This is a genomic window from Gordonia sihwensis (assembly GCF_029632925.1).
GTDB lineage: Bacteria > Actinomycetota > Actinomycetes > Mycobacteriales > Mycobacteriaceae > Gordonia > Gordonia sihwensis.
Genome location: NZ_CP121248.1, coordinates 1976885 through 1998489, shown reverse-complemented (window position 1 = coordinate 1998489; position 21605 = coordinate 1976885). Strand labels below are relative to the sequence as shown.

Genomic DNA, 21605 nt, shown 5'->3' with positions numbered 1-21605 from the left:
CGGGGAGGACTCTGGTGATGACCACCGCGTTCGAAACCGAGCCGACGTTGCGGGCAACCATGGCCCGCTACCCCACCGGGTTGGTCACCGTGGCCGCCGTCGATGCGGACGGACCGTTCGGCCTGATCGCGAGTTCGTTCACCTCGGTGTCACTGGACCCGCCGTTGGTGTCGGTCAACATCGCTGCGACGTCGACCACGCTCCCGCGGCTCTCGGCTGTGCCGCAGTGGGGAGTGAGCGTGCTCGCCGCGGACCAGCCGCCGGTGGCCGACGCCTTCCGTCGAGCGGCTCCGCGCAGATTCGACGGTCTTGGTTGGCGCCGTGAGGCCGGCGGCGCCGTTCTGCTCGACGGAGCCGCCGCAGTGTTCGTCACCCGGCCGCGGCAGATCGTCACCGCGGGCGACCATGTGATCGCGGTGCTCGCCGTCGATCGACATTCCGGTGACCCGACTGTCGATCCGCTGGTCTTCTACCGGAGCCGGTGGCACCGCGTGTCCGCGCTCGAAGCGGACTGAGCCTTCGGCGCGGAAGTCGCTGCTGCTGGCTGACTACTGCGCGATGCCTACTGCTCGATGAGCAGGGTGGCCGTGCCCAGTGCCGGTTCCCGGACGGTGCATACGCGAGTGCCTCCCTTGCGGCCGGTGCGGACATCGCTGACTTCGAGGCCGGCGCCCGCCAGGCGATGCCGTTCGGCGACGATGTCGTCGGTGCGCCAGGCCAGTCCCATGAGTCCGAGGCGGTCGCCGGCGTCCGGGGCTCCGGCGACGACCTCGATCACGACGGTGCGTGTCCGGAAGAAGAGCTGGCACATCCCGTCGCCGAGCTCGCGGACGAGGCGCAGGTTGATCCCGAGCCGGCCGCCGAGGAGCGCGACGGCCCGGTCGGCATCGGGCGCGGTGAGGACGATGTGGTCGAGCATCCGGCCGGTGGGCCGGACCTGCGGGCCGGCGGTGATGCGCAGCGGCGAGGCGCCGACGATCGCCGCAGCGCCGTCCGTATCGTCCAGGGTCAGGCCCCGCCGACGCAGGAGCGCTGCGGCACCGTCGTAATCGGCGACAGTCAAGTCGACCGTCGGTTCGACGGCGTGCGCGTCGGCGTCGGTCCGCCCGTCCCGGAGTGCGACCGTCGCATTCGACGCCGCCCAGCGCAGCCCCTCGGATTCACCCAGGAGAAGGTCGTACATCCGCGACGCGGCGTCGAGATCGGCCACCGGCAGGCTCACGTGGACGTCGGCGATGGACAGCGGATCAGGGATCGAGTTCACGAAACCATCGTGGCACACGCGATCTCGGCACTCCTGCTTCTAAAGTGAGGGGTCACATCAGGCACATGGAAGGCAGGCTCATGGCCGCTGAAGAACCGACCGACGCGCCGCCTGCGACCGAAGCCGACGCCGTCGAAGAGACCCGCGCCGACGCCGCGCACGCCGGCGATGCGGAATCGGACGCCTCGTCTCCGAACGCCGTGGTGCGTCTGTGGTCGCGGTACTCCAGACGATTGTCGTATGGCGGTCTGGTCGTCGCGACGGTCCTGCTGTGGCTGTCGGTGACACCGTCGCTGCTGCCGCGCGGACCCCTGTTCCAAGGCCTCGTCAGCGCCGCTGCCGCCGTGATCGGCTACGCGATCGGAGCCTTCTTCACATGGCTGGCTCGATACCTGGTGTCCCGTCGAGAACCCTGGCCGCGTCCGCGCGGATGGTGGTGGGTGGGACTCACGATCGTCTTCCTCGCAGGCACCGTCTTCATGCTCTACTGGTATCACCGCTGGCAGGAGGAACTGCGTGACCTGATGGGCGTGGAACACCTCAACTGGACCGCGTACCCGATCATCGTGGTGGTGGCGGTGGTGGTCTTCGGGGTCCTGCTCGGCGTCGGGCAGGCGTGGGGTGCGCTGCTGCGGATGCTCGCGCGCCGCATGAGCCGGCGCATCCCACCCCGGATCGCCGGGATCACCGCGGCGACGGTGATGGTCGTCGTGAGCGTCCTGATCCTCAACGGCGCGGTCGCCGACTACGGCATGTCGGCGTTGAACAACTCCTTCGCGGCGCTGAACAATGAGACCAATCCCGATTCGGCTCCCCCGACCTCCACACTGCGTTCCGGCGGACCGGAGTCGGTGGTCAGCTGGGCGAGCCTGGGCCGCATGGGTCGCACCTTCGTCTCGACCGGCCCGACGGTCGCCGAACTCGAGGCGTTCAACAAGGCGCCGGCGAAAGAACCCATCCGGGTCTACGCCGGGCTCGATTCGGCGGACTCGATCCAAGACAGCGCTGGACTGGCGGCCCAGGAACTGGTCCGGACGGGCGGTCTGCAGCGCAAACTGATCGGCATCGCTGGGTCGACGGGCACCGGCTGGGTCAATCAGGCCAACCTCGACTCCCTGGAGTACATGTACAACGGCGACACCGCGATGGTGTCCATGCAGTATTCGATGCTGCCGAGCTGGCTCTCGTTCCTCGTCGACCAGGAGCGCGCGCGCCAGGCCGGACGCGCGCTGTTCGAGGCGGTCGACCGGCTGGTGCGGCGTATCCCCGAGGCGCAACGGCCCAAGGTCGTGGTCTTCGGCGAGAGCCTCGGATCGTTCGGCGCCGAGGCCCCGTTCGGCTCTGTCGCGACGATGAGCGCCCGGACCGACGGCGCCCTGCTGACCGGCCCCACGTTCAGCAACCAGACGTGGGTGGACACCACCGCCGACCGTGACGCCGGTACCCCGGAAGTGCTGCCGATCTTCAATGACGGTGAGCAGGTCCGATTCATCAACACGGCCAAGGACCTCGAGCGCCCGGCCGGTGTGGAATGGGACCGCGGTCGCATCGTCTACCTACAGCACGCGTCCGATCCCATCTCGTGGTGGAATCCGGATCTCGTGCTCAACAAGCCCGACTGGCTCAAGGAGCCCCGTGGCTCCGACGTGCTCTCAGCGGTGAACTGGATCCCGTTCGTCACCTTCCTGCAGGTCGCCGCCGATATGGCGGTGGCCGTCGACGTCCCCGACGGACACGGTCACAACTATCTGCGAGAGATCCCGACGACGTGGGCAGCGATCCTCACCCCCGAAGGGTGGACCGATCAGAAGACCGCCGAACTGCTGCCGCGGCTGCATCGCGACTGACGACTGCCGGATCCACCCGGGGTTACTCATGAGTAACCCCGGGTGGGTAGCATCGGGTCCGTGACTCAGGACAAGACTCTCACGGACTCCCCCGCATACCGGACGCATCCCTACAAGGCGTTCGAGGTGACCGTCGCCGATCACGTCGCCGAGGTGACGCTCATCGGCCCCAGCAAGGGCAACGCTCAGGGCCCCGACTTCTGGGCCGAGTCCGCCCCGCTGTTCGAGGCGATCGACGCGGACCCGGATGTGCGCGCAGTGGTACTCTCCGGATCGGGCAAGCACTTCTCGTTCGGCCTCGACCTGCCAGCGATGATGGGCGACTTCGGCAAGGTGCTGGCCCCGGATGCGAAGGCCGGTCCGCGCACTGAGTTCCACCACACCATCAAGCGCATGCAGCGGGCCATCGACGCCGTCGCCGACTGCCGCAAGCCGGTCGTCGCCGCGATCTCGGGCTGGTGCATCGGCGGTGCCGTCGACCTGATCAGCGCCGCCGACATCCGGGTGGCCAGCGCCGACGCGAAGTTCAGCGTGCGCGAAGTCAAGGTCGCCATCGTCGCGGACATGGGCTCGCTCGCCCGGCTGCCGCTGATCATCGGCGAAGGTCACACCCGTGAACTCGCGCTGACCGGCAAGGACATCGATGCCGCTCGCGCAGAGAAGATCGGTCTCGTCAGCGACGTGTACGACGACAAGGACGCCGCCCTTGCCGCCGCGCGGGGGATCGCGGCCGAGATCGCGGCCAACGCTCCCCTCGTAGTGCAGGGCGTCAAGGATGTCCTCGATCACAGCCGGAGCGCGCGCGTCGACGACAGCCTCCGCTACGTCGCGGCGTGGAACGCGGCCTTCCTGCCGAGCGACGATCTCACCGAGGCGGTCACCGCCGTCTTCGAGAAGCGTCCGCCGAACTTCCGCGGGCAGTGACGCCGTCGCCGGGCACCCGGATCACCGGCTGCCCGGCGAGCGGGGTATGGCACTCGTGAGATGCCATGCGCCGCACGCACATTCGTATGACCGAAGGCTGGGGCGACCTCGAGAGTTGCGAGCCACCGCCAGGATCGCGCCGGTCACCGCCGCCTGCGACGGATAGGCGATCTTCTCCGGCGTCGGACAGGCGAACTGCACGCGGGGCACCTGGCGCCTGCGCTTGCGCGGACGCGCATTCGCCGCCGCGGTCCGCGATTCGATGCGCCGGTAGAACTCTTCCAGCTCGTCGTCGTCGAAGGGCATCGTCAGTACCGCGGAACGACGCGGAACACCTGGAGTTCGCGCGGTACGCCCTTGGCCTTGAACCGCTTGCGGCGGAGGACATAGTCATCGGGATCGAGCTGGTCGAGGGCGGACTCGCTCGCATACACCTCGCCACCGCCCGCCGCATCGCAGACCCGCGCCGCGATGTTCACGTCCACACCGAGGAAATCCGAACCGACCGCTCGCGGGGTGCCGGTGTGCAGCCCGGCGCGCAGAGCCGGCCGGAAGCCGCCGACTACGATCGCGCTCACCGCACCCACCGCCTCGTGAGCTGCGGCGATAGCCTCCCCCGGATCGAGGAAGACCGCCATCGTGCCGTCGCCGAGCGTTTTCACCACCTGGCCGCCGCGCGCCCTGATCACCTCCTCGCACGCAGCGTTGACGGCGGTCAACAACTCCAGCACCTGGTCGTCTCCGGCGCGCAGCGCCCAGGACGAGAAGCCGACGAGGTCGGTGAAGAGAATCGTGGCCGGGATCGGACCGGCCGGGTCGGGGCGTCTGCGTTCGATGAGCGACTGCCAGACGGCCACCGAGGCCAGACCGAGTTCCCGGATCGCGCTGGGACGGTCGGGCCGCACGTCGTTGAGGAGGCGGGCGACCCGGTCGGAGGTGCGGTCGCCGGACGGGAGTCTGCCGTCCACCGGCGCGAGCCTGCGCGCGATCTGAGCGGCCCGAACAGCCGCCTGGCTCTCATCGGTGCGCGCGAGCAGTTCCCCCGCCCGGTGAAGAGGACGCACGGAGACGACGTCGGGAGCCGAGTCGTCGCGCCGTTCGTCGTTCACCCTGACGATCTTAACGGCGTTCGCGCGCGCCGCCGGCTCCGGAAGTCCGTGACCTGCCTCTCCCGGCTCGGCAGCCGGCGGTCAACGCAAGCGTTCGGCCTCACTCGCCAGCCGCAGGACCTCGGCGGCCAGGTCGGTCAGCGTCTGACGATCGGCCTTCTCCCCGAGTGCGGTCGACAAGTCCTCCGCAGCGCAGCGGAGCGCGAACATCCGGTCTCCGAGGTCTTCGGCCTCCGCGTGGCTGAGGATGATCGCATCCTCGGGAATAGAGGTGCCCTCGAGGAGCGTTCTCTGTTCGTAGGCGCGCTGCCGGCACGACCGCTTGCAGTACTTGCGTCTGCGCCCCCGCTCCGAATCCACCATCTGACGACCGCACCAGGCGCATGCGTACGGGCGGCGACGAGACTGCGGTTCGTTCGCAGGGCTTTCGGGAGCCGGGGATTCGGACACATCACGACGGTACCGTGGAACGCCGTCCACGTCGTGGACCGCGTAGAATGGACACCGTCACCCGACCGTTTGAGAGGAAGACTTCATGGCTGATCGAGTCCTGCGTGGTAGCCGGCTCGGGGCGGTGAGCTACGAGACCGACCGTGATCACGACCTCGCGCCGCGTCGGCTCGTCCAGTACCGCACCGACAACGGTGAGATCTTCGACATCCCGTTCGCCGACGATGCGGAGATCCCCGCGACGTGGCCGTGCAAGAACGGCATGGAGGGCAAGCTCCTCGAAGGCGGCGTGCCCGAGGAGAAGAAGGGCAAGCCGCCGCGCACGCACTGGGACATGCTCCTGGAGCGCCGCTCCGAAGAGGAACTCGAGGTGCTGCTGGCCGAGCGTCTGGACCTGCTCAAGCAGCGCCGGCGCGGCGGTTCGGCATAACCGCGACGCAATACGACGTCAGCCCCCGGAGAAATCGATTCTCCGGGGGCTGATTCGTTTCCGGGTGCGAGCCCGTGCCGAATACTAGCGTCCGCGGAGCCTGTCGAGGCGGCCGCGGATTCCCCACCGGGCGACGTTGAGGAACGATTCCGCGATCACGCCGCCGTCCATCTTCGACTCGCCGATCTCGCGTTCGGTGAAGGTGATCGGCACCTCACGGATCGTGAAGCCGTTCTGCAGCGAGCGCCACGCGAGGTCGATCTGGAAGCAGTAGCCCGCCGACTCCACCTGATCGAGACCGATCTTCTCCAGCACCTCTCGGCGGAAAGCGCGGTAACCGGCGGTGATGTCTTTGACCTTGGCGCCGAGCGCCAGCCGCGCATACGTGTTGGCGCCCTTGGAGAGGAGCTCGCGGCGCTTGGGCCAGTTCACCAGCTCGCCGCCGGGAACGTATCGCGAACCGATCACCAGGTCGGCGCCCTCATTGATGCCCTCCAGCAGCCGGAACAACTGCTCGGGAGCGTGACTGCCGTCGGCGTCCATCTCGACGATGACCGCGTAGTCACGCTCCAGACCCCACGCGAATCCGGCCAGATAGGCCTTGCCCAGACCGTCCTTGACGGTGCGATGCATGACGTGAATGCGGGCCGCCGGGTCGTCCGCTGCGAGCCGGTCGGCGACCTCGCCCGTGCCGTCCGGGCTGGAGTCGTCGACCACCAGCACGTGAATGCCCTGCTGAGCGGTCAACAGGCGACCGACGATGTGTGGCAGGTTCTCGCGCTCGTTGAAGGTCGGGATCACCACGAGGGCGCCCTCGCCGTTCGCCCCGACGATGCGCGATTCAGGTTGCCTGCTGGCCATCGTGCTCCTTCTTCGTGGCCGGTCCCCTCCGACCGGCGAACACATCGAGGCTAATGCGTCCGCGCAGCGCGTACAAAAATGCCACCACCGTGGCGAGGATCGCGAGCCGCTGCGGCCAGGGGCCGAGCCTGACGGCGAGGGTCTGCCCGGACCGCAACTCCATGCGGGCCTGCAGGACGTCGGGTGTGAAGATCTCGCTCTCGGCGATCAGCGAACCGTCCGGCGCGATGAGCGCGCTGACTCCGCTGGTGGCCGCCACGACGACGCTGCGACCCGTCTCCACGGCACGGACCTGCGACATCGCCAGCTGCTGGTAGGTCATGTCGGTCTTGCCGAAGGTCGCATTGTTGGTCGGCACGAACAGGATCTGTGCGCCTTCGCGAACCGATTGCGCGGGTGCGCGGTCGAAAGCCACCTCCCAGCAGGTCGACACGCCCATCACCACGTCTCCGTGACGGGTGTGCGCGGTGAGGACCGCGGGTCCCGTGCCCGGCCGGAAGTCGCCGGCTCGATCGGCGTACGACGAGAAGATCCGGAAGAAGCTGCGCCACGGGAGGTATTCGCCGAAGGGCTGGACGATGTGCTTGTCGTACCGTCCCGAGGGCTGGTCGTCGGCGAATCCGCCGTGTTCGCCCCAGAGCAGCACGGTATTGGTGGTGCCGCCGCCGTCGAGGGGAATCCAGGTGCCGAAGGCCACCGGGGCGCCGACGGCCGTGACGGCCGCCCGGATGCTCTCGGCGGAGTCCCGGTACACCGTCGGAGGCGCGTCGGCCGCGTTCTCCGGCCACAGCACCAGGTCGGGCCTGCTGCGCCGGCCGGAGTCGATCTCGGCGGCGAGCCCGAGCGTCTCCCGGACGTGATTGTCGAGGACGGCGCGGCGCTGGGTGTCGAAATCGAGGCCCAGTCTCGGCACGTTTCCCTGCACGGCGGCGATGTCGCTGGTGCCGGCCGACGACGTCAGCGGGCTTCCGATGCGCGACAGCGCCGCACCGGCGGCTAGGGGCACGACCACCACCCCGATCGCCAGAGCGGCACCCGCCGATCGGGCGGTCCTGGTCGGTCGATGCAGGAGCCTGCCGATGACCTCCACCGCGGAGGCCCCGGTGAGCGCGATCACGAAGGCGACGCCGGGAACGCCGATCACCGACGTGAGCGGCAGGTACCAGCCGTCCACCTGGCTGAAGGCGGTACGCCCCCAGGGAAAGCCCCCGAAGGGGAAGGCGGAGCGGACGGCTTCGACGGTGACCCAGCTGAGTGCGAACCACAGCGGCCGCGCGCGCAGCCGCATGGTGACCGCCGCAAGAGCGCCGAAGAGCGCGAGATAGCCGGCCATCACGGCGGCGAGCGCGAGCCACGGCAGTGGTCCAACGTACTCCCCTATCCACGGCAGCAGCGGGACGAAGAAGGCGAGGCCGAAGACGAAGCCGGACCCGGCGCAGCTCTTCACCGACGGGCGGCCGATGGTCATGACGGCGTACAGCAGCCCCAGTGAGACGGGCGCCAGCCACCACACATGGTGCAGAGGCGGAAACGACGCGTACATCAGGCCGCCGGCCGCCGCGGCGACCGGGACCCGCTGCCACCAACGGACGGCGGTCACGCGCGACGGAAGATGGTCCGGCCTCCGGCGACGGTCTCGACGCACTCGGGCAGTCGAGCTCCCGGTGCCACATCCGGCAGGGCCGGCACCCGCGAGCGCGGATCGGTGGACCACCGCTGCACGTTCTCGGTGGCCGCTGCGACCACGAGTTCGTCCACCTCCCACACGGCGTAGTGCGCGGGCGCACCGGGGACCAGCGTTCCGGTGAGGCCGTCGTTGACCCCGCCGGCGCGCCAGCCGCCGCGGGTGCACGCCGCGAAGGCGGCGCGCGGCGAGATCGAACTCGAGGCCGTGCGATGGTGCGCCGCGGCCCGGACGGTGGACCACGGGTCGATGTCGCACACCGGGGAGTCGCTGGAGAAGGCGAGGGACACTCCGGCCTTCGCGAGCATCGCGAAATCGTTCAACCCGGTACCCCGATCGCCGAGGCGCGTGGCGTACAGATCCTCGGTGCCTCCCCATGCGGCGTCGAACAGCGGCTGCATGCTCGCGACGGCGCCGCACCGGGCGAAGATCTCGGCCTGGGCGCGGGTGACCATCTCCGCGTGTTCGAGACGGTGAACGCACCGCGCCAGGGCCGGCGTGCCGAGTTCGGCCGCCAACACCTCCATCGCATGAGCGACGGCGGCCGCGGCGGCGTCACCGATCATGTGGAAGCCGGCCTGCACGCGGGCCTCGGTGGTGGCGCGCAGGTGATCGAGGATCACCTGCTCGGAGAGGTAGCTGACACCGCTGGTGCTCGACCAGTCGCTGTAGGGCTCGCACAGCCAGGCGGTGTGGGAGCCGAGCGCGCCGTCGACGAACAGGTCGCCGCCGATGGCATCGGCCCCGGTGCGGTCGAGGATGTGCCGCACCTCGTCGACGGACGACGCCGCCTCGCCCCAGTACCGCCGCACGCCGACCCCGTGGTCGAGGTCGGCGAGCGACCGGAAGTCGTCGAGCCCGCTGATGTCGGGGCCGCCGTTCTCATGGACGGCGACCACACCGCGGGCGGCCGCGTGGTCGAGGGCCCGCAACTGGGCGCGCCTGCGCGCGGTGGCACCGATCAGATTGCGCGCTGTGGTGCGGACCCGGTGGTGCGCGTCCGCGACGAGCGGCTGTTCGGGCGAGTACCCGTGCTCGGACTCGAGTCCCGGAACCAGGCGGCGCAGCCCCGACGACGCCGCGGCCGAATGCTCATCGATCCGGGCGAGGTACACGGCGCGGCCGCCGGCGACGGCGTCGATGTCGGACGTGGTCGGCGGCGAGTCCTGGCCCGGCTCGTCACTCGACCACGCCGATGCGTCCCAGCCGAGCCCCCAGACGAGGTCCTCATCGTGCTCGGAGAGGTACTCGGCCAGCATCCGCAGGCATTCCGAGCGGCTGCCGGCTCCGGACAGGTTGAGGCCGCCGAGCGCGATGCCGGTGTCGGTGAGATGAACATGGCAGTCGACGAACGCGGGGCTGACGAACCGTCCCTGCAGATCGATCACGTGCGCGTCCGGGTGCAGGGCCCGGCCGACGTCGTCGGTCCCGACCCATACGACCGTCCCGTCGGTCACCGCCATCGCGGTGGCGTCGGGTACCGCCGGCGAGGAGTAGACCATGCCTCCGAGGAGCAGCTGCGTCGTCACGCCGTCATTCTCCCAGACGGGTCTTCTGCCGCGCCGGTCGCGGTTCGCCAAGGTGACGGACTACTCAGTCGCGGCGGGTCGGCGGCAGCGACGGTGCGTCGGCGTGAACCGAGCCGTCCGGGTTGCGCACCGTGGTGTCCACGACCACGCCTTCGACCGTCCCGTCGACGTAACCGTGCCCGCCGAACCCGAAGCCTCGGCCGCCGGCGGGCCGGCCCCCGAGGTCGATCACCGTCATCCGGCCGGCCATCGCCGTGGCTCTGCGGGCAGCGGTGGCGGCGACCACCGGTCGCAGCAGGCGGCGCGCCGGCGGAGTCATCAGCAACAGTCCGACGATCGTCGACACGATCCCGGGAAGGATCATGAGCGTGGCGGTGACCGCGAACAGAGCGGAGTCGGTGATCGGGCGGCCCGCGCCGATCTCGTTCCGCATCGCCTTGCGCATGTCGGTGCCCAAGGTGCGGGCTCGGCGCCCGAGCACCGCGAACCCCACGCCGGCGGCGAGCACGGTGATGAGGAATGCCCAGGCGAATCCGAGGAAGTGCGCCATCGCCCAGAAGGCCGCGATCTCGGCGATCACATAGCCGACGAACAGGTATCGCATGTCAGGTCCTCTCTGCGCCGGTGCAGTCACCGGCGCTCACACAGAGTTCAACGAACGAGGACCCGGTTTTGCTCCCCCGCTGCTCAGCGACCTCGGCGCAGGCGGCTCACTCCTGTTCCGAGCGCGCCTCGATGTCGCCCTCGGCTTCGAGGTACACGCGGCGGAGTTCGGTCAGCATGTCGGCGGGTGGCTCGTGCCACATCTTCCGCTCCACCGCCTCGAGAAGCCTTTCGGTGATGCCGTGCAGGGCCCAGGGGTTGGCCGCATCGAGGAACTCGCGGTTGGTCTCGTCGAGCACGTACTGCTCGGTGAGCTGCTCGTACATCCAGTCGGCCACCACATCGGTGGTGGCGTCGTATCCGAAGAGGTAGTCGACGGTGGCAGCCATCTCGAAGGCCCCCTTGTATCCGTGCCTGCGCATTGCCGCGAGCCAGCGCGGGTTGACCACCCGCGCGCGGAACACGCGGGAGGTCTCTTCGTGCAGGGTGCGGGTGCGTACCGAGTCCGGGCGCGTGGAATCGCCGATGTAGGCCTCCGGTGCGGTGCCGGTGAGCGCCCGCACGGTGGCGACCATCCCGCCGTGGTACTGGAAGTAGTCGTCCGAATCGGCGATGTCGTGTTCGCGGGTGTCGGTGTTCTTCGCCGCCACCGCGATGCGGCGGTACGCGGCCCGCATGTCTTCGACGGCGGCGACTCCGTCGAGACCGCGGCCGTAGGCGTAGCCGCCCCACTCGGTGTAGACCGCGGCCAAGTCCTCGTCGGTGCGCCACTGCTTGGAGTCGATGAGCTGCAACAGGCCGGCGCCGTACGTGCCGGGCCGCGAGCCGAAGACGCGCGTGGTGGCGCGGCGGGCGTCCCCGTGTTCGGCGATCGCCGCCCGAGCGTGCGCGGCGACGTAATTCTGCTCGTCCGGCTCGTCGGCGTCGGCCGCGAGCTGCACGGCATCGTCCATCATCGCCACGACGTGGGAGAACGCGTCGCGGAAGAAGCCGGAGATCCGCACCGTCACGTCGATCCGCGGGCGGCCGAGTTCGGCGAGCGGCACGAGCTCCAGATCGACCACGCGGCGCGAGCCCTCGTCCCACACCGGCGTGACGCCCAGCAGCGCCAGGACCTCCCCGATGTCGTCGCCGGAGGTACGCATGGCGCTGGTCCCCCACACCGAGAGCCCGACGGACTCCGGGTACTCGCCGTGGTCGGCGAGATAGCGCTCGAGAAGCGAATCAGCCATCGCCCGACCGGTCTCGGCGGCCAGCTGCGACGGGACGGCCTTCGGGTCGACGGAGTAGAAGTTGCGACCCGTGGGGAGCACGTTGATCAGGCCGCGCAACGGCGATCCGCTCGGGCCGGCCGGGATGAACCCGCCGGCGAGCGCATGCAGGACCCGGTCCGTCTCGCACGTGGTCTGGCGCAGTCGCGGGATCACCTCGTCCCCGGCGAAGGCCAGGATCCGGTGCACGTCGTCGGGGTGGCCGTCGGCCGCGGCCGCGACGGCCTCGGGGGTCCAGCCCCCCTCGGCGCAGGTGCTGACCAATCGCCTGGCGATCGCCTCCACTCGGTCGACCTCCCCGCGCGCCGAGGCGTTCTCGGTGAGTCCGAGGGCCTCGCGCAGTCCGGGCAGCGTCTGCGAGCCGCCCCAGAGCTGGCGGGCGCGCAGCATCGCGAGCACGAGGTCGATCTCCATCTCGCCGTCGGGCGCCTGCCCGAGGACGTGCAGGCCGTCGCGGATCGCGGCGTCCTTGATCTCGCAGAGCCATCCGTCCACGTGCAGCAGCATGTCGTCGAAGACGTCCTCGTCGGGCCGCTCGGAGAGCCCGAGGTCCTGGTCCATCTTGGCCGCGGTCAGCAGTGTCCAGATCTGTTGCCGGATGGCGGGGAGTTTGGCCGGGTCGAGCGCCGAGATGTTGGCGTGCTCGTCGAGCAGCTGCTCGAGACGGTTGATGTCGCCGTACGTCTCGGCTCGCGCCATCGGCGGGATGAGGTGATCCACCAGGACCGCGTGCGCGCGCCGCTTGGCCTGCGTTCCCTCGCCGGGGTCGTTGACGAGGAACGGGTAGATCAGCGGCAGATCGCCCAGTGCCGCGTCGGTGCCGCAATCGGCCGAGAGCGCCACCATCTTGCCGGGCAGCCACTCCAGATTGCCGTGTTTTCCGATGTGCACCACGGCGTCGGCTCCGAAGCCCCAGCCGTCCCGATCGGGTCGCGACGCGAGCCACCGGTAGCTGGCGAGATAGTGGTGCGAGGGCGGAAGATCCGGATCGTGGTAGATCGCGACCGGGTTCTCACCGAACCCGCGGGGCGGCTGCACCAGCAGCACGATGTTCCCGAAGACCATCGCAGCGATCACGATCTCGCCGTCGGGGTCGTGAGAGCGGTCCACGAACAGTTCGCCCGGAGGCGGACCCCAGTGCTCGACGACGTCGGAGCGCAACTGCTCCGGCAGCGTCTGGAACCACCGCGAGTAGTCGGCGGCGCCGACGCGGATCGGGTTCGCCGCGAGCGCCTCCTCGGTGAGCCAGTCGGCGTCCTGCCCGCCGGCGTCGATCAGCGCGTGCATCAGGGCGTCCGGATCGTCGTCGTCGGGCCGTGATCCCAAGCCAGGGACGGCCGCGTCGCCGCCGGCCGGACCGATATCGTAGCCCGCATCCCGGAGGGCGCGCAGCACTCCGACCAGGCTGCGCGGCGTGTCGAGACCGACCGCGTTGCCGATGCGGGCGTGCTTGGTGGGGTACGCCGACAGCAGCAGGGCCACCTTCTTCTCCGCCGGTGTCACGTGCCGCAGCCGCGCATGGGCGACGGCGATGCCGGCGACGCGCGCGCATCGTTCGGGGTCGGGTGCGTAGAACGGGAGCCCGTTGTCGTCGAATTCCTTGAAGGAGAAGGGTGCGGTGATGATGCGGCCGTCGAACTCGGGCACGGCCACCTGGCTGGCGACGTCGAGTGGGGTCAGACCGTCGTCGTTGGCTGCCCAGTCGGACCGGGAACTGGTGGAGCAGAGCCCCTGCAGGATCGGGATGTCGAGCGCGGCGAGGCGCTCGACGTTCCAGGATTCGTCGTCGCCGCCGGCCGAGGCGAGCGCCGGCGTCGACCCGCCCGCGGCCAGCACCGTCACCACGAGCGCGTCGTATTCGGCGAAATGCTCGATCAGTTCATCGGGTGCGCTGCGCAGGGAGGCGCAGAAGACTCCGGTGGCGCGGGCCCCGTGGGCCTCGATCGCATCGCAGAGGGCGGCGACGTAGTCGGTGTTGCCCGCGAGATGCTGGGCGCGGTAGTACAGCACCGCCACCGCGGGCGCGTCGTCCGGGACGGCGGCCGCCGGCCGCTCGAGTACCCCCCAGTCCGGTGTCTGCGTCGGGCTGTCGAAGCCGAGCCCGGTGAGCAGCACGGTGTCGGAGAGGAAGTTGTGCACCGCGAGGAGGTTCTCGCGGCCGCCGGCCACGAAGTACGCGTGCGCCTGCGCGGCGACGCCGGCCGGCACCGTCGACAGTGCCATCAGATCCGGATCCGGATTGTGCTCCCCCGACAGCACGACCACCGGCGCCCGGCCGGCGAGGACCGCTGCCAGCCCGTCCTCCCACACCTGCTTTCCGCCGAGCAGCCGGACGACCACCAGGTCGGCGCCGTCGAGCAGCCCGGGCAGATCGTCGATCAGCGTGCGGGCCGGATTCGCGACCCGGAAGTCGGCACCGCAGGTGGCGGCCGTGCGCAGGTCGGTGTCGGAAGTGGAGAACAGGGTGATCACGGTGATACTCCTCGCCGGGAGTGCGCGCCCGGCGTCGTACGGTCACATCGGCCCGGTGGACCGAAGGTCGCCTGACGCTGCGGGTCTGACTCGGGACACGCCGGCAGTGGCGGGCGGTGTCCCACACAGTGGCGCGACCGTGCCGGACTCGAACCGGCTTCCGCGCGGGCAGGCTGGGCTTCACTGTAGGCCATATCCTGGAGGGGTGAACAAACCCGCCGACCGCTGTCCCGGCGTCTTCCGCACCCATCCGGCCGACGACGGCCGGCTGGCCCGGATCCGGTTGTCGGGCGGGCAGGTGGAACCGGCCGCGCTGGAGGCGCTGGCACTGGCCGCCGAGGAGTTCGGCGACGGCCACATCGAGATCACCGTCCGCGCGAACCTGCAGGTGCGCGGGATCGCCGACGACCGCGTGGACGCCTTCGCCGACCGCATCCTGGCGGCCGGACTCGCCACCGACCGGGCTCACGACCGCGTCCGGAACATCGTGGTGTCGCCGCTGAGCGGTCGGATCGGCGGTCTGGCCGATGTCCGGCCCGCTGCTCGCGAACTGGAGGCCGAACTGCATCGGCATCAGTGGACCCGCGACCTCTCGGGCCGGTTCTGGTTCGGCTTCGACGACGGCCGCGGTGACGTCAGGGGCCGCGACGTCGACGTGCTCGGCGCGGCCGTGAGTCCCGACGAGGCGGCGATCCATCTCGGGGGCGTCCCGACCGGCCGGGTGGTGCCGCTGACGGAACTGCCCGCCGCGATGGTCGCCGCCGCGGCGTCGTTCCACGAGCACCGTGCCGACGAGTGGCGGATCCGGGAACTCGACGGTCGGGCCCGCGCTGCGGTCTCGGGCGCCGTGGCGGGCTTCGGGCGTCTGGCACCGACCGAAGCCGCGGCCTCCGCGAATGGCGGCCGGCCGGACGTCCGAGAGCCCATCGTCGGATGGTTCGAGCAATCGGACGGACGGGTGCTGCTCGGTGCCGTCACCGAGTTCGGCCGGCTCTCGGCACGGCAGGCGCAGTTCGCCGGCGCCATCGGCACGCCGATCCTCATCACGCCCGAGCGCGAGATCCTGATTCCCGACCTCACCGAGGCCGTGGCCGAGACCGTGGTGCGCGTGCTCGCCCCGCTCGGGTTCATCTTCGATTCGGCCAGTCCGTGGACGAGATTCAGCGCTTGCACCGGCTCGCCCGGATGCGGCCGGTCGCACGCCGACGTCCGCGGCGACCTGCTCGCGCACCTCGGTGCCCCGGATGCGGCGCCCGGTCGCGAACGCGAGCATTGGCTGGGCTGCGACCGCGGGTGCGGATCCCCGAACGGTCCGCACGTCCGGCGGATCGCCACGGGCGACGGCTACCGCACCGACCGTCGCGTCCCGGGCGGCTGATTCCCACCGGCACGGCGCGGGGCCGTACCGGGTCCACCGCCGCCGCCTCGGGTGCGTAATCTTGGGCACACCATGACCGAGTATGTCCGCGACGGAGCCGAGATCTACCGTCAGTCGTTTGCCATGATCCGCGCCGAATCCGATCTGACGGGCTTTCCCGCCGACCTCGAGCCGGTGGTGGTCCGGATGATCCACGCGTCCGGACAGACCGACCTCACCGACGACGTGGTGGCGACCCCGGGAGTGGTGACGGCCGCTCGCGCCGCCTTGGCAGCGGGCGGGCCGATCCTCTGCGACACCAACATGGTCGCGTCGGGTATCACGCGGCTGCGGCTTCCCGCCGACAATGCGGTCCGCTGTCACCTCAAGGAGCCGGGGATCGCCGATCTCGCCGAGCGGATCAGCAACACTCGGACCGCCGCGGCGCTGCAGTACTGGCGCGACGACCTCGACCGCGCCGTGGTCGCGATCGGCAACGCTCCCACCGCGTTGTTCGCGCTCCTCGACCTGATCGACCAGGGCTGGCCTCGTCCGGCCGCGATCGTCGGCGCACCGGTGGGCTTCGTCGGCGCCGCCGAATCATGTGCGGCGCTCGCCGACCGCACTGATCTGGAGTTCATCACCGTCACCGGCCGACGCGGCGGCTCGGCGATCACCGCGGCCGCGGTCAACGCTCTCGCGAGCACGGCGGAATGAGCGGTCCGGTGATGTCGACGACGGGAGCGGACTCCGCTGTGAACGGAAAACTGTGGGGTGTCGGCCTGGGGCCGGGCGACTCCGAACTGGTGACGGTTAAGGCTGCGCGGATCATCGGCGAGGCCGACGTGATCGCGTATCACTGTGCACGGCACGGTAATTCGATTGCCCGCTCGGTCGCGGAACCGTATCTGCGCAAAGGCCAGATCGAAGAACGGCTGATGTACCCGCTCACCGTGGAGACCACCGATCATCCCGGCGGCTACGCGGGCGCGATGGCCGACTTCTACGCCGAGAGTGCCGAACTCCTCGCCGGGCACCTGGCCGCCGGACGCGATGTGGCGCTGCTCGCCGAGGGCGACCCGCTGTTCTTCAGCTCGTACATGCACATGCACAAGCGGCTCGTCGACCGGTTCGAGGCGCAGATCATTCCCGGGGTGACGTCGGTGAATGCGGCGTCCGCGGCGCTCGGCATCCCGCTCGTCGAAGGCGAGGAGACGCTGACGGTCCTGCCAGGAACCGCCGAGGCCGGCGAGCTGATCGCGCATTTCCGGTCCGGCGAGGCCTTGGCGATCATGAAACTCGGCCGCACCTTCGTGAAGGTGCGCGACGCTCTGGCCGCCGCCGGGCGTCTCGACGAGGCCTGGTACGTCGAAAGGGCGTCCACCGACCGCCAGCGCGTGGAGCGCGTGGCCGACGTCGACCCGTCGTCGGTGCCCTATTTCTCCCTGATCGTGGTACCCGGGCGACGCAACAATCCGCTCGCCGCGGGAGGCGACCGTTCGCGCGGTGAAGTGGTGGTGGTCGGCCTCGGTCCCGGACCGGTGGACCAGACGACGCCGCAGGTGGCCGCGGAGTTGGCAGCGGCGACCGATTTCGTCGGATACAAGACCTACCTCGACCGGGTGGTGGCGCGCCCCGGACAGCGCGTCCACGCCAGTGACAATCGAGTCGAGGCCGAACGCGCGGAGTTCGCCCTCGACCTGGCCTCGCGCGGCGCCAGGGTGGCCGTCGTGTCGTCGGGCGATCCGGGGGTGTTCGCCATGGCGACTGCGGTGGCGGAGGCTGCTGCGGAGGAACGGTGGGCGCATGTGCCCGTGCGAGTGACGCCGGGGGTGAGCGCCGCGCACGCGGTGGCGGCCGCTGTCGGTGCGCCGATCGGCCACGACTTCGCCGTGATCTCCCTGTCGAACCTGCTCAAGCCCGGATCGGTCATCGAGGAGCGGCTCCGGCACGCGATCGCCGCCGACCTGGTGATCGCGATCTACAATCCGGCGTCGCCGAAACGCGTGGAGCAGATCAAACGTCTCAAGGAACTCCTGACCGAACTGGTTCCGGCCGACCGCGTGGTGATCGCGGGCCGTGACGTGGGCGGCCCGGGACAGCGCCTGACGGTGACCACGGCCGCGGACTTCGATCCGGCGACAGTCGACATGCGCACGCTGTTGATCATCGGCTCGTCGATGACCACCCTCGCCCGCAGGCCGGGCGGCGACCTCGTGTACACCCCGCGGCACTACGCCTAGCGGATCTCTCCTCGGCCGGCCGGCCCGGACAGCCAGTCGAGGGCCTCGCTCGGGGTGTCGACGCGCGCGATCCCGTCGGGTTCCGCGGGACGGTCGACGACGATCACCTCGACACCGAGCCGCGCGGCGGCGCGGAGTTTGGCGACGGTCATCTCTCCCCCGCTGTTCTTCGTGACCAGCACGTCGATGCGGTGCTCGCGCAGCAGCGCCGTCTCATCGGCGAGACGGTACGGGCCGCGGGAGCGGAGAACCCGGTGATGCGGCGGAAGCGGCCCCTCGGGCGGATCCACCACCCGAATCAGGAACCACGCTTCGTCGATCTCCGCGAACTCGGACACGTCCTGTCTTCCGGTGGTGAGGAATACCCGGCTCCCGCCCCTCTCGGCGACCGCGGTCGCGGCGGCGGCGATGTCGGGCACGCGCGTCCAGCGCTCGCCGGCCCCGGGTGACCACGGAGGTCGGGCGAGGCGTAGATATCCGACCCCGGTCAGTTCCGCCGCCGCGACGGCGTTCGGCGTGATTCTGGCGGCGAACGGGTGCGTCGCGTCGACGATCGCGGTTATTCCGGCCTCGCCGATCCACGCGGCGAGACCGTCGACGCCGCCGAAGCCGCCGACGCGCACCCGGCCGACCGGCAGACGCGGATCGGCGACTCTGCCCGCGAGGGAGGTGACGACCGGAACACCGGACTCATCGAGCAGGCGTGCGAGTTCGCGCGCCTCGCCGGTTCCGCCCAGGATCAGCACGGACGGCTCAGGCATGGCGGTCCTCACGCAGCTTCGTCATCCGGGCATGCGAGTAGAGATAGCTGTCGGTGACGTCGGGATGCGTCCGGGCGTCCAAGACGCGCCCGACGAAGATCACGGCGGTCTTGGTGATGCGCGCCGCCGACAGTTCCGCGGGCAGTTCGTCGAGCCGGCAGCGCACGATCCGCTGATCGGGGCGCGAGGCGTACGCGACCGTCGCCGTCGGGCAGTCGGCGCCGTAGTGCGGCGCCAGTTCGGCGACGATCTGCTCGGTGCGGTGTGCGGCGAGGTGGAGGGCGAGAGTGACGCCGCTGCGAGCCAGGGAACCGAGGTCCTCCCCCGGCGGCATATCGGTCGAGAGCGTCGAGACGCGCGTCACCATCAGACTCTGCCCCACTCCCGGGACGGTCAGCTCGGTGTCGAGGGCGGCCGCCGCCGCCGCGAACGCGGGCACCCCGGGAATCAGTTCGTAGGCGATGCCCAGTTCGCGCAGACCGCGCTGCTGCTCGGTCAACGCCGAGTACAGGGCGAGATCGCCGGAGTGGAGTCGGGCCACGTCGTGACCGGCGGCGTCGGCGCGTGCGAGTCTGCTCAGGATCTCCGTCAGCGGCATTCGCGCGGTGTTCACGATCTCGGCACCGTCGGGCAGACGACCGAGGAGTTCGTCTGGCACCAGCGATCCCGCGTACAGGCACACCGTGCATCGACTGAGGATCTCGGCGCCGCGAACCGTGATGAGGTCGGCTGCCCCCGGGCCGGCGCCGATGAAGTAGACGGTCATGTGTCCTCCCGCGCGGCGTCGTCTTTCACCGCGACCCATTGGACGATCGGCAGAGCGGGTCGCCACGCCGTGAGGCGGCCCAGTGGTGCGGCACGTTCCACGGACAGGCGGGTGAGGCTCCCCCCGTACCGCTCCTGCGCGTCGATGAACAAGTGCTGGGTCTCGATCGCGACCGCGTTTCCGACGATGCGTCCGCCAGGCATCAGCGCATCCCAGGCGGTGTCGAGGACGTCGCGGTCGACGCCGCCCCCGAGGAAGACCGCGTCGGGGTCGGCGGCTCCGGCCAGCGCCTCGGGCACCGCGCCGGCCAGCGTGAGCCGGTGACCGACGCCGAGCTTCTCGGCATTGCGTCGCAGGGCGGCGGCCCGGAGCCGGTCGGCCTCGAAGGCGACGGCCCGGCCGTCGCGCGTGCACCGCAGCCACTCGATACCGATGCTTCCGGCGCCCGCGCCGACGTCCCACAGCAGTTGTCCGGCGGCGGGAGCCAGGGCCGAGACAGAGAGTGCCCGCACGGTCTGTTTCGTCAGCTGGCCGTCGTGCTCGTACGCCTCGTCGGGCAGTCCCGGGCAGTGCGACGAACTCGGGCCCACACAGTCGAGCGCGGTGATGTTCAGTGGCGCGCACGGGCGGTCGTCCCATGAGCGAGCCAGTCCGGTCCGGACGGCCTGCGTCGCGGCTCCGAGATTCTCGAGCACACTCATCGTGGTCCAGCCGTACCCGTGCGCCCGGCACAGCTCCGCGATTTCGGCCGGTGTGGAGCCGTCTCTGGACAGGACCAGAAGGCGGATGCCGTCGCCGAGTTCGGGAACCACCGCCGAGGCGGGTGCGGTGACTGTGCTGACGATGGTGGTGGATGCCAGGTCCCAGCCCAGTTCGGCGGCCGCGAGCGAGACGCTCGACGGTGCCGGGACGATGGTGACGCGGTCGCGACCGACCTGTCGGACGATGGTGGAGCCGATGCCGTGGAACATCGGATCACCGCTGGCCAGCACGTGAATCGTGCCATGTGCCGAGCTGTCGCGCAGCACTTCGCGCAGGTGCTCGGACATCGGCGAACGCCACGGCACAGTATCCGCGGTCAGGTGTTCGGCGACCAGGTCGAGTTGGCGCGCCGAACCGTACACCGTCGTCGCCTCGTCCAGCGCTGCTCGGGCGCGGGCGCTCAGTCCGCTCCATCCGTCGGCTCCGATTCCCACCACGACGAAGCGGGCGGGCTGCTTCGGCCCGGACTCTCCCGTCATCGCGGCAGCCTCCGCCAGACGGGGCGGGGAAGCAGGCGCATGCCGAAGAAGATGGGCCGGAGCACACCGGGGATCCACACCTCGCCTCTTCCCTTGCGATAGGCCTTGGCGACGGCGTCGGCGACCTGGTCCGCGGTCCTGGCGAAGGGAGCGGGCTCGACTCCGGAGGCCATCAGCTCGCGTGTCATCGCACCGACCACGAATCCTGGCCGCGCGAGGAGGAGGCGGACGCCGGAACCGTGCAGCGCGTCGGCCAGCCCGCTCGCGAAGCCGTCGAGCCCGGCCTTGGTGGAGCCGTACACGTAGTTCGCGCGGCGCACGCGGACACCGGCGACCGACGAGAACACGATGATCGTGCCCGACCCCTGGCGTCGCAGGGCCACCGCGAGAGGAGTCATCACGCTTATCTGCGCGTAGTAGTCGGTGTGGGCGATCTGCAAGGCGTGGGCCACATCGGTCTCCGACCGGGCCGCGTCGCCGAGAATCCCGAACGCCACGATCGCGACGTCCACCCGGGCACCGTCGCGGAACAGCGATTCGACGAGTGCGGTATGCGAGGCGATGTCGTCGGCGTCGAACGCCACGGTGTCGACCGCGGTCGCGCCCGCCGACAGCAATGTCTGCGTCTCACCGGCCAGGTCGTCGGGTCGGCGCGCGGCGAGGACCACGCGATTTCCCTCGGCCAGGCGCGCCGCCGTCGCCACCCCTATCTCGCTGCGTCCACCGAAGACCACGATCGTTCCCACCGGACCAGTATCGCCGGTGCTGCCGGACCGCGACGCGGCCGGGTCGA

20 protein-coding genes are annotated in these 21605 nt (G+C 70.2%); 7 read left to right on the top strand and 13 right to left on the bottom strand.

The window, feature by feature from the left end:
• The first annotated feature begins 17 nt into the window (after window positions 1-17).
• Complete coding sequence (locus P5P27_RS09590) at window positions 18-515, top strand: flavin reductase family protein (RefSeq protein ID WP_062367848.1); 498 nt, start codon at window positions 18-20, stop codon at window positions 513-515.
• Between the two features lie 47 nt (window positions 516-562).
• Here the strand turns inward: P5P27_RS09590 and P5P27_RS09585 are convergent, their stop codons facing one another.
• Window positions 563-1264: a VOC family protein gene (locus tag P5P27_RS09585; protein WP_231875761.1), complete on the bottom strand. Its 702-nt coding sequence runs from the start codon at window positions 1262-1264 to the stop codon at window positions 563-565.
• Window positions 1265-1344: 80 nt separating this feature from the next.
• On the opposite strand from P5P27_RS09585, the gene P5P27_RS09580 reads away from it, so the two are divergent.
• Both P5P27_RS09580 and P5P27_RS09575 read left to right on the top strand, forming a co-directional pair.
• Window positions 1345-3111, top strand: a complete 1767-nt coding sequence (locus P5P27_RS09580; protein ID WP_278127352.1) for an alpha/beta hydrolase — start codon at window positions 1345-1347, stop codon at window positions 3109-3111.
• A 60-nt stretch (window positions 3112-3171) separates the two neighbouring features.
• Window positions 3172-4035: a crotonase/enoyl-CoA hydratase family protein gene (locus P5P27_RS09575; protein WP_278127351.1), complete on the top strand. Its 864-nt coding sequence runs from the start codon at window positions 3172-3174 to the stop codon at window positions 4033-4035.
• A gap of 21 nt (window positions 4036-4056) precedes the next feature.
• On the opposite strand, the gene P5P27_RS09570 is transcribed toward P5P27_RS09575, so the two are convergent.
• From P5P27_RS09570 to P5P27_RS09560, 3 genes are all read right to left on the bottom strand, one after another.
• Entirely contained in the window at window positions 4057-4341 is a 285-nt protein-coding gene (locus P5P27_RS09570) for a hypothetical protein (RefSeq protein WP_278127350.1), read from the bottom strand.
• A gap of 2 nt (window positions 4342-4343) precedes the next feature.
• Window positions 4344-5144 carry an adenylate/guanylate cyclase domain-containing protein gene (locus P5P27_RS09565; RefSeq protein WP_278127349.1) on the bottom strand — a complete coding sequence of 267 codons (801 nt, stop codon included), beginning with the start codon at window positions 5142-5144 and terminating at the stop codon, window positions 4344-4346.
• Window positions 5145-5225: 81 nt separating this feature from the next.
• Window positions 5226-5507 carry a hypothetical protein gene (locus P5P27_RS09560; RefSeq protein ID WP_006894965.1) on the bottom strand — a complete coding sequence of 94 codons (282 nt, stop codon included), beginning with the start codon at window positions 5505-5507 and terminating at the stop codon, window positions 5226-5228.
• A gap of 172 nt (window positions 5508-5679) precedes the next feature.
• On the opposite strand from P5P27_RS09560, the gene P5P27_RS09555 reads away from it, so the two are divergent.
• The gene (locus P5P27_RS09555; RefSeq protein WP_006894962.1) at window positions 5680-6024 is read left to right on the top strand and encodes an RNA polymerase-binding protein RbpA; all 345 of its coding nucleotides are present in this window, start codon (window positions 5680-5682) and stop codon (window positions 6022-6024) included.
• 84 nt (window positions 6025-6108) lie between these two features.
• On the opposite strand, the gene P5P27_RS09550 is transcribed toward P5P27_RS09555, so the two are convergent.
• The 5 genes from P5P27_RS09550 to cobN form a co-directional block, all read right to left on the bottom strand.
• Window positions 6109-6885: a polyprenol monophosphomannose synthase gene (locus P5P27_RS09550; RefSeq protein WP_045537362.1), complete on the bottom strand. Its 777-nt coding sequence runs from the start codon at window positions 6883-6885 to the stop codon at window positions 6109-6111.
• Window positions 6866-8485, bottom strand: coding sequence for an apolipoprotein N-acyltransferase (gene lnt, locus P5P27_RS09545; RefSeq protein ID WP_411815864.1), 1620 nt, complete (start codon window positions 8483-8485; stop codon window positions 6866-6868). Before lnt ends, P5P27_RS09550 begins: the two co-directional genes overlap by 20 nt.
• Window positions 8482-10098, bottom strand: a complete 1617-nt coding sequence (locus P5P27_RS09540) for an amidohydrolase (protein WP_278127348.1) — start codon at window positions 10096-10098, stop codon at window positions 8482-8484. The genes lnt and P5P27_RS09540 overlap by 4 nt, the downstream gene beginning before the upstream one ends.
• Window positions 10099-10162: 64 nt before the next feature.
• Entirely contained in the window at window positions 10163-10702 is a 540-nt protein-coding gene (locus P5P27_RS09535; protein WP_278127347.1) for an FxsA family protein, read from the bottom strand.
• Window positions 10703-10808: 106 nt separating this feature from the next.
• Window positions 10809-14444 (bottom strand): cobaltochelatase subunit CobN, encoded by a 3636-nt coding sequence (gene cobN, locus P5P27_RS09530; protein ID WP_278127346.1) that lies wholly within the window; start codon window positions 14442-14444, stop codon window positions 10809-10811.
• Between the two features lie 205 nt (window positions 14445-14649).
• Between cobN and cobG the strand changes: the two genes are divergently transcribed.
• The 3 genes from cobG (at window position 14650) to P5P27_RS09515 (ending at window position 18044) form a co-directional block, all read left to right on the top strand.
• Complete coding sequence (gene cobG / locus P5P27_RS09525; RefSeq protein WP_278127345.1) at window positions 14650-15822, top strand: precorrin-3B synthase; 1173 nt, start codon at window positions 14650-14652, stop codon at window positions 15820-15822.
• Window positions 15823-15894: 72 nt separating this feature from the next.
• Window positions 15895-16518: a precorrin-8X methylmutase gene (locus P5P27_RS09520; RefSeq protein ID WP_278127344.1), complete on the top strand. Its 624-nt coding sequence runs from the start codon at window positions 15895-15897 to the stop codon at window positions 16516-16518.
• A gap of 11 nt (window positions 16519-16529) precedes the next feature.
• A complete protein-coding gene (locus tag P5P27_RS09515; RefSeq protein WP_278127431.1) occupies window positions 16530-18044 on the top strand; it encodes a precorrin-2 C(20)-methyltransferase in 1515 nt (504 codons plus the stop codon).
• Here P5P27_RS09515 and P5P27_RS09510 read toward each other — a convergent pair.
• From P5P27_RS09510 to dprE2, 4 genes are read right to left on the bottom strand one after another with little or no spacing between them, the layout of a single operon-like run.
• The gene (locus P5P27_RS09510) at window positions 18041-18805 is read right to left on the bottom strand and encodes a cobalt-precorrin-6A reductase (protein WP_278127343.1); all 765 of its coding nucleotides are present in this window, start codon (window positions 18803-18805) and stop codon (window positions 18041-18043) included. The two genes, P5P27_RS09515 and P5P27_RS09510, sit on opposite strands and share 4 nt — an antisense overlap.
• Entirely contained in the window at window positions 18798-19571 is a 774-nt protein-coding gene (gene cobM / locus P5P27_RS09505; RefSeq protein WP_045537376.1) for a precorrin-4 C(11)-methyltransferase, read from the bottom strand. Before cobM ends, P5P27_RS09510 begins: the two co-directional genes overlap by 8 nt.
• Entirely contained in the window at window positions 19568-20812 is a 1245-nt protein-coding gene (locus tag P5P27_RS09500) for a bifunctional cobalt-precorrin-7 (C(5))-methyltransferase/cobalt-precorrin-6B (C(15))-methyltransferase (protein WP_006894949.1), read from the bottom strand. Before P5P27_RS09500 ends, cobM begins: the two co-directional genes overlap by 4 nt.
• Window positions 20809-21558 (bottom strand): decaprenylphospho-beta-D-erythro-pentofuranosid-2-ulose 2-reductase, encoded by a 750-nt coding sequence (dprE2, locus tag P5P27_RS09495; RefSeq protein ID WP_433820935.1) that lies wholly within the window; start codon window positions 21556-21558, stop codon window positions 20809-20811. The genes P5P27_RS09500 and dprE2 overlap by 4 nt, the downstream gene beginning before the upstream one ends.
• Window positions 21559-21605: the final 47 nt, after the last annotated feature.